Genomic DNA, 8273 nt, shown 5'->3' on the forward strand with positions numbered 1-8273 from the left:
CCGCCCGCGCCCACGCCACCTGGTCCAGGCGAGCCCGGCCGACCCGAGCCGGTTCCTCCCGGTCCCCCGGGGCCCGCAGAGCCCGGTCCACCGGAACCCACCCCCGGGCCTGCAGGATCCGCACCGCCCGCGACCGCCCACCCGGCATACCGGCTCGTATGACGCGTGCCCGGCTCAGTCCGCCGGCAGCAGCCCGACGACGTGGTCGGCGATCTCGAAGGCGCTCGTTGCTGCGGGTGACGGCGCGTTGAGCACGTTGACCACGCCGGGTGACCGTTCGATGAGGAAGTCGTCCACCAGCGATCCGTCGCGGCGGAGCGCCTGGGCGCGCACGCCCGGCGTGGCGGGGACGAGGTCGTCGTCGCGGACCTCCGGCACCAGCCGGCGCAGGCTCTCGGCGAACAGGTGACGCGACGCCGACCGGGCCATCTCGGCGGCTCCCGGTCGTGCGTGATGGGCAGCGAGCCGCCAGAAGCCCGGAAAGCCCAGGGTCTGCGCCAGTTCGCGGGGCACGATCCGCCGCCAGCCGTAGCCCTCGCGTGCGAAGGCGAGCACCGCGTTGGGGCCGGCGTGGACCCCGCCGTCCACCCCACGCGTCAGGTGCACGCCGAGGAACGGGAAGCTCGGGTCGGGCACCGGGTAGATGAGCGCCCGGACGAGGTGGCGCCGGTCGGGCCGCAGCTCGAAGTACTCACCGCGGAACGGCACGATCCGGGCACTCGGGTCGGCTCCCAGCCGCCGCGCGACCAGGTCGCTCTGCAACCCCGCGCAGTTGACCACCGCGTCCGCCTCCAGGGTGCCGACGGATGTGGCCAGGCGCAGCCGGTCGCCGGTGCGGGTGGCGCCGAGGGCCTCCGCACCCCGGGTGAGGGTGGCGCCCGCCTGCTCCAACCGGGTGACGAGGGCCTGGCAGACCGCGCTGTAGTCGATGATTCCGGTGCTCGGGACATGCAGCGCCGCAACGGCATTCACGTGCGGCTCGTGCTCCCTGGCTTGGCGCGGCGTGAGCTCGTGCACCTCGATGCCGTTGGCCCGACCCCGCTCGGCGAGCCGCCGCAACCCGGGCAGCTCGTCGTCGGAGGCCGCAACCACGAGCTTGCCGCAGATCTCGTGGGCGATCTTCTCCTCACGCGCGAACCGCACCATCGACGCCGCACCCGCCCGGCACATCACGGCCTTGCGTGAGCCGGGGGCGTAGTAGAGCCCGGAGTGGATCACCCCGCTGTTGCGCCCGGTCTGGTGCCGCGCCCACCCGTCCTCCTTCTCCAGCACCGTGACGTGCCGACCGGGGTGGTCGCGGGTCAGCCGCTCGGACACGGCCAGACCGACGATGCCGCCGCCGATGACGACGGTGTGGGGGGCGTGGGTCATGGCCACTACGCTACAAACACGCGGACACCGAGGAGGGACATGCCGCAGCTGCGGTGCCGAGTCGACGTGGTGGATGGGTGAGGCCGAGCCTGTCGCGACTGGTCAAGGTCCTCCGTCCGGTGCTGGCGGTCCTGGTCGTCGCGGCCCTTGTCTACGCGATCGTGACGCAGTGGGCCGAGGTGCGTGTCGCGATTCGCGCCATCCCGATCTCCGGCCTCGCCCTGTCGACCGTCGCCGTGCTGGTCGGCAGCGTGACCGCGATGCTGTCGTGGCGGGCGCTGCTCGCCGACGAGGGACACCCCCTCCGGGTGGTCGATGCGGGCCGCATCTTCCTGGTCGGCCAGCTCGGCAAGTACCTCCCCGGCAGCGTCTGGTCGGTCGTGGTGCAGATGGAGCTCGCCACTCGCTCCGGAGTTCCGCGCGCACGGACCTTCACGGCGTCCCTGTGCTGGATCGGCCTGACCATCTCGAGCGCGCTGACCGTCGGTGTGATCGGGCTCCCGGCGCTGGCCGCGGCGGACTCGTCATACACGTGGTTCCTGCTGGCGCTGGTGCCGGTTGCGCTGGCCTGTTCGCTCCCGTGGGTGCTGACCCGCCTCGTCAACCTCCTGCTGCGGGCGTTGCGGCGGGCGCCCCTGCCGCGTGCGCTGTCGTGGCGCGGGGTGGGCGAGGCGTTCGGGTGGCTGCTGGCGACCTGGCTGTGCTACGGAGTCTCCCTGTGGCTGCTGGCCGACGCTGTTGGAGCGACGGGGTGGGACGGGTTCCTGCGCTGCCTGGGCGGATTCGCCCTCGCGATGGGAGCCGGCCTGGTCATCGTCGTCGCGCCGTCGGGGGCCGGTGTCCGGGAGGCGATCATCGTCAGCGCGCTCGCCGGCGTGATGGCGTCGGGGGAGGCGCTCGGCATCGCAGTCGTCTCGCGGATGGTCTTCATCGTCACCGACATCGCGCTGGCCGGCGGGGCTGCCCTGTCCGCCTGGCGCCTGCTGCGCCGCCGCCCCACCGAGCCCGCGCCCGACCTCCACTGATCACCCGTGCGCCAACGGGCGCGCGGGGGGTGACACATCGCAAGTCGCGCTGGCACCCCGTCCCCGCTGCGCCTGCCACCTTCCGAGGCGTCAAGCCGCGCTGGCAAAGGTGATCGATGGAGCCTGTATGGCGCTGGCTCGCCCTGGTTTGCCAGCGCGGCTTGACGCCGTGTGCCGGTCTAGCGCCGCCAGTCGGCGTAGGGAGGCGTGGGCCAGGGATGTGGACAACTTCTGCGCGACCTCGCCGCCGTCGGGCAAGTTGCTGGGGTGCAACTGATCGAGGTCCTCGCGCGCGAGGGTGGCATCTGCGGCCGGCCGCAGCTCCTGGTGGTCGCCACAGATCGGCAGATCGCGGCTGCCGTCCGGGCAGGCAGCATCGTTCGCACGCGGCGCGGTCGCTATGCCCTGCCGACCGCGAGCGATCACCTGGCCCGGGCACACCAGATGTCGGCCACGTTGTCGCACCTGAGCGCCGCGATGCACTGGGGCTGGAAGGTCAAGTTCGTGCCGTCGCGAGCGCAGGTCACAGTGGGACGCCACCGAACGGTCAGGAGTGAGGACCAGCGCGAGGTGAGACCGCACTGGAGGGATCTTGCGGAGCGGGACGTGGTCGACGGCGTTACGGAGCCGACGCGGACGGTGCTCGACTGCGCCATGGATCTGCCGTTTGACGTCGCCCTCGCGGTGGCCGACTCAGCACTGCGCTCCGGACTTGTTCGCAAGCGGGTCCTCGTCCAGGAAGCCAGCGAGCTTCGTGGACGTGGTTCCGCCAAAGCGCGCAAGGTTGCGACGACCGCCGATCATCGGGCGGCGAACCCCTTCGAGTCGGTCCTACGGTCGATCGCCCTGGAGGTCCCGCACTTTCGGTTCACGCCACAGCTCCAGATCGCTCAACCGGGCTTCTTCGCGATGGTCGACCTCGGAGATCGTCGGACGCGGGTGGTCCTGGAGGCGGACAGCTACGAGTTCCATGCCGGGCGGTCCGAGCATGACGCGGACTGCGAACGCTACGACGACCTGGTCGTGCGCGGATGGATCGTGCTGCGCTTTACGTGGGAGAAGGTCATGCACCGCCCCGAGTACGTGCTCTGGTGCCTTCGGGGCCTCGCAGCTCAACAGCGGGGTGAGGCGGTCCCAGTGCCGGCAGGGCTGCCCTGAGCGGCGACGCCGGACGGCGAGGATTGAGCGGAGCGACCCTGCCGCCAAGAAGCGCGAGCATGGTCAATGAGGCGTCGGCTCACGCTGGCGAACATTGGCGACCAGGCGTCATACGGGTGGATTCTGGTGAGTTCGCCAGCGTGGCTTGACGTTCGCCACCCAAGGATGGGTGAGGGGCGGGGCCGGATGGCCCCGCCCCTCACCTGCGCTCGCTGTGCTGGCTGGAGCCTCAGCGCTCGAGCCTGAGGTCGCGCTTCGTCAGCGCTCGACGGAGCCCTGGATGAATGCCTCCACCTGCGCCCGGCCGATGTCGTCGGGGCGCTGCTCCGGCGGGGACTTCATCAGGTAGGCCGCCGGGGAGAGCAGCGGGCCGCCGATGCCGCGGTCGAGGCCGATCTTGGCCGCCCGGATCGCGTCGATGATGATGCCGGCGCTGTTGGGGGAGTCCCAGACCTCGAGCTTGTACTCCAGGTTGAGCGGCACGTCGCCGAACGCGCGGCCCTCGAGCCGGACGTAGGCCCACTTGCGGTCGTCGAGCCACGCGACGTAGTCGGATGGGCCGATGTGGACGTTGCGGTCACTCTTCTTCCCACCCAGCGGACCGTGCAGGTTGGAGGTGACGCTCTGGGTCTTGGAGACCTTCTTGGACTCCAACCGCTCCCGCTCGAGCATGTTCTTGAAGTCCATGTTGCCGCCGACGTTGAGCTGGTAGGTGCGGTCGAGCACCACGCCGCGGTCCTCGAACAGCTTGGCCATCACCCGGTGGGTGATCGTGGCGCCGACCTGGCTCTTGATGTCGTCCCCGATGATCGGGATGCCCGCAGCCTCGAACTTCGCGGCCCACTCCGGGTCGGACGCGATGAAGACCGGCAGCGCGTTGACGAAGGCCACGCCAGCGTCGATCGCGCACTGCGCGTAGAACTTGTCTGCCTGCTCCGAGCCCACCGGCAGGTAGGACACGAGCACGTCGACCTTGTTGTCCTTCAGCGTCTGCACGATGTCGACCGGCTCGGCGTCGGACTCCTCGATGGTCTCCGAGTAGTACTTGCCGAGGCCGTCCTTGGTCACGCCCCGCTGCACGGTGACACCGGTCGGCGGCACGTCGGCGATCTTGATCGTGTTGTTCTCCGAGGCGGTGATGGCCTCGGACAGGTCGAAGCCGACCTTCTTGGCGTCCACGTCGAAGGCCGCCACGAACTCGACGTCGCTGACGTGGTAGTCGCCGAACGTCACGTGCATGAGGCCGGGGACGTCCGTGCCCGGCGCGGCGTCCTTGTAGTACTCGACGCCCTGCACCAGCGAGCTGGCGCAGTTGCCGACGCCGACGATGGCGACGCGGATGGAACCCATGGGTTACTCCTTGAGGTGGGAATCAGGTGAGTTGGCTTCCGACGTATGGCGGTCGGTCGCCCGGGTGGTCGCCGGCGAGCCGGCAGGGTCCGCGGCGGAGGCGCCCGCAGCGTGTGCCGAACGCTCGGTCTCGATCAGCTCGGTGAGCCAACGGACCTCTCGTTCGGTGGAATCGAAGCCGTGCCTCTGCAGCTCGGCGGTGTAGGCGTCGGCGCGCTCGCGACGCTGCCGGCTGGAGGCCCGCAGGTCGTCGAGGCGCTCCTCGAGCCGGCTGCGCCGACCTTCGAGGATGCGCAGCCGCACGTCGGTGTCGGTGCGCCCGAAGAACGCGAAGTGCACGTCGAACGTGCCGTCCTCCCAGGCCGCCGGGCCCGAGCGGGTCAGCAGCTCCTGGAACTGGTCCTTGCCCTCGGGCGTCAGCTCGTAGACGATCCGCGCCCGCTTGCCCCGGCCGCCACCAGCTCCGAGCCCCGCTGACTCATCAGACTGCGCCGCGCCCGGCCCGACGGATCCGGTGGAGCCGACGGAACCGGCCTCGGCGATCCAGCCGCGCTCGAGCAGCGAACGCAGGCACGGGTAGAGCGTGCCGTAGGAGACGACGCGGAACGCACCGAGCACCGAGGACAGCTGCTTGCGCAGCTCGTAGCCGTGCATCGGGGCGTCGTGCAGCAGCCCGAGGACGGCGAGCTCGAGGATGGCGCTGCGCCTGCTCACCGGAACTCACCCGCCCGTCCGTCGTTGGATTGATCGTGACCAGGGACCACGACGATATATCGGATCGATATATCGTTGAGCACGATGGTAGACGGTGGCGACCGCGTCCGCCAGTCCGCCCACGCCGCGGCGGGTCCCGCAACGGCATACTGAACGCCGACATACTGGCGGCAGGGGACCCGCTCCCGAACCCCGCCGAACCGCTCACCCGTCCGGAAGTAGGCCCGTGAACCCCAGCTCGAGCAAGCCGAGCAAGCCGTCGGCCCACAAGAAGGGCCAGAAGCGCTCGAAGAAGCGCAAGGCTCTTCTCGGATCCCTGTGGGGTCTGCTGACGCTGATCGTCCTCGGCATCGGCGCCTTCGTGGTGAGCTACCTGGTCATCGACGTCCCCACTCCCAACCAGCTGGCCAACGCCCAGAGCTCGATCGTCTACTACTCCGACGGCAAGACCGTGATGGACCGGATCAGCGCGGCCGGCGGCGCCCGCGAGTCGGTGCCGATCACGCAGATCCCCGACACCATGCAGAAGGCGATCCTGGCCGCCGAGGACCGCAGCTTCTACGAGAACAGGGGTATCTCGCCGACCGGCATGGCCCGGGCGCTGTGGAACAACCTCACCGGCGGCTCGACCCAGGGCGGCTCGACGATCACCCAGCAGTACGTCAAGAACTACTTCCTCAGCTCCGACCAGACGATCTCGCGCAAGTGGCGCGAGGCGATCATCTCGATCAAGGTGGACCGGCAGCAGTCCAAGGACACGATCCTGGCCAACTACCTCAACACCATCTACTACGGTCGCGGCGCCTACGGCATCCAGTTCGCCGCCCAGGCCTACTTCCACAAGAACGCCTCGCAGCTCGACCTCAACGAGAGCGCGTTCCTTGCGGGCGTCGTCCGCGGGCCGACCTACTACGACCCGGCCAACGGCCCGAAGGCTGCCGCCGACGCCAAGGCGCGCTGGCAGTACGTCATCAATGGTATGGCGTCCGAAGGCTGGATCACGCCGCAGCAGAAGGCGCGTGCCCACTTCCCGGACGTCAAGAAGCCACAGCGCTCGGGGGACGCGGGCCCGAAGGGCTACATCACCGCCGAGGTGCGCAACGAGCTCAAGAACAAGCTCAAGCTGAGCGACGCCGACATCGACCGCGGCGGGTTGCGGATCACGACCACCATCGACAAGCAGGCACAACAAGCGGCAATCGCCGCCGTCAACAAGGACATGCCGACCGGCAAGAACACCGAGCACCTGCGCGTCGGGCTGACCGCGATCAAGCCGGGTGATGGCGCGATCGTGGCGATGTATGGCGGGAAGGACTACTCCAAGAGCCAGTTCAACGCGGCCACGCAAGCCCACATGCAGGCGGGTTCGACGTTCAAGCCGTTCGGTCTGATCGCCGGTCTGCAGGGTGACATCAGCACCCACGACCGCTTCCCGGGCTACAGCCCGCAGTACTTCCCGGAGTTCGAGAGCGCGAGCAACCCCCAGGGCAAGGTCACCAACTTCCAGAACGAGCAGTTCGGCGACATCAACCTGGTGACGGCCACGGCGCACTCGGTCAACACCGTCTTCGTCCAGCTCAACCTCCAGGTCGGCCCCGACAAGACCATGCAGGCAGCCCTTGACGCCGGCCTGCCGAAGGACACGCCCGGCCTGCTGCCCAACGCCGCCAACATCCTCGGGACCGCGTCCCCCACCGTGACCAACATGGCGAACGCCTACGCGACGATCGCCGCGCAGGGCAAACGAGGCACGCCATACCTGGTCAGCAGCGTGAAGTCGGTCGACGGCGCCATCGACTACCGGGCCAAGCCGCAGACACAGGGGGTCTTCGACAAGGACGTCATGGCCGACACGACCAACGCGATGGAGCAGGTCATCCAGCAGGGCAGCGGCCGCACCGCCCAGCGGCTCGGCCGTCCCGCGGCCGGCAAGACCGGCACCTCCAGCGCCAACCTGTCGGTGTGGTTCAACGGGTTCACGCCGCAGCTGACGGCAGCGGTCGGCATGTACAACGACGTCAACGGCACCCCGAAGCCGATGCAGGAGATCGGCGGCTTCGGGGGGCTCACCGGCAGCACCTACCCGACGAGCATCTGGACCGACTTCATGATCGGGGCGCTCAAGGGCGAGAAGGTCGAGCAGTTCCCGCCGCGGGCCGGCGTCAACGACGACAAGGTGCCCACGACGGCGCCGACCACCGCTTCCACCTCGGAGGCGCCGACCACCACGGAGGTGACGACCACCGTGACGTCGACGGCGACCAAGGCGGCCACCTCGTCGAGCTCGTCGTCGACCTCGAGCGAGACCGCGCCGCCGCCTCCGACGTCCAGCTCTGCGCCGAACACGTTGACCACGTCGAGCACGTCGGAGGCGAGCACGAGCAGCACCACCCGCGGTGGGGACGCGGGCAGCCGGGACCACACGCGGACCGAGCCGCCACCGGCTCCGCTGTCCCCCGAGCCGAGCACCACCTCTCCCGCCGGCGAGGAGAAGGCGGTGCCGGACGACGCGCTCGTCCCAGCGCCGTAGTCTGCCCACATGCCCTCGACCGATCCGGGCCTGGCCCCGTCGCGGCAGGACCGGGTGGTGGCCGCGGCCACCGAGCTCGTCGGCGGCCCGCTGGGAAGCTTCGCGCGCGTGTCGCGGACCTGGCA

The 8273-nt window shown here is 69.7% G+C and carries 6 protein-coding genes; 3 read left to right on the forward strand and 3 right to left on the reverse strand.

Going from position 1 to position 8273, the window contains the following annotated elements; all coding sequences use genetic code 11:
- Positions 1–174: 174 nt before the first annotated feature.
- Positions 175–1371: an L-2-hydroxyglutarate oxidase gene (gene lhgO, locus FRW57_RS13700; protein WP_137119588.1), complete on the reverse strand. Its 1197-nt coding sequence runs from the start codon at positions 1369–1371 to the stop codon at positions 175–177.
- A gap of 77 nt (positions 1372–1448) precedes the next feature.
- On the opposite strand from lhgO, the gene FRW57_RS13705 reads away from it, so the two are divergent.
- Complete coding sequence (locus FRW57_RS13705) at positions 1449–2396, forward strand: lysylphosphatidylglycerol synthase transmembrane domain-containing protein (protein ID WP_162529361.1); 948 nt, start codon at positions 1449–1451, stop codon at positions 2394–2396.
- A 267-nt stretch (positions 2397–2663) separates the two neighbouring features.
- Positions 2664–3554, forward strand: coding sequence for a DUF559 domain-containing protein (locus tag FRW57_RS13710; RefSeq protein ID WP_137119590.1), 891 nt, complete (start codon positions 2664–2666; stop codon positions 3552–3554).
- A gap of 258 nt (positions 3555–3812) precedes the next feature.
- Here FRW57_RS13710 and FRW57_RS13715 read toward each other — a convergent pair whose 3' ends face one another.
- Positions 3813–4904, reverse strand: coding sequence for an inositol-3-phosphate synthase (locus FRW57_RS13715; RefSeq protein ID WP_152186236.1), 1092 nt, complete (start codon positions 4902–4904; stop codon positions 3813–3815).
- A 3-nt stretch (positions 4905–4907) separates the two neighbouring features.
- Positions 4908–5618: a PadR family transcriptional regulator gene (locus tag FRW57_RS13720; protein WP_152186237.1), complete on the reverse strand. Its 711-nt coding sequence runs from the start codon at positions 5616–5618 to the stop codon at positions 4908–4910.
- Positions 5619–5844: 226 nt separating this feature from the next.
- Here FRW57_RS13720 and FRW57_RS13725 point away from each other — a divergent pair, with 226 nt between their 5' ends.
- Positions 5845–8148 (forward strand): transglycosylase domain-containing protein, encoded by a 2304-nt coding sequence (locus tag FRW57_RS13725; protein ID WP_152186238.1) that lies wholly within the window; start codon positions 5845–5847, stop codon positions 8146–8148.
- The last annotated feature ends 125 nt before the right edge of the window (positions 8149–8273 follow it).

Source organism: Segeticoccus rhizosphaerae, from assembly GCF_009192725.1.
GTDB lineage: Bacteria > Actinomycetota > Actinomycetes > Actinomycetales > Dermatophilaceae > Segeticoccus > Segeticoccus rhizosphaerae.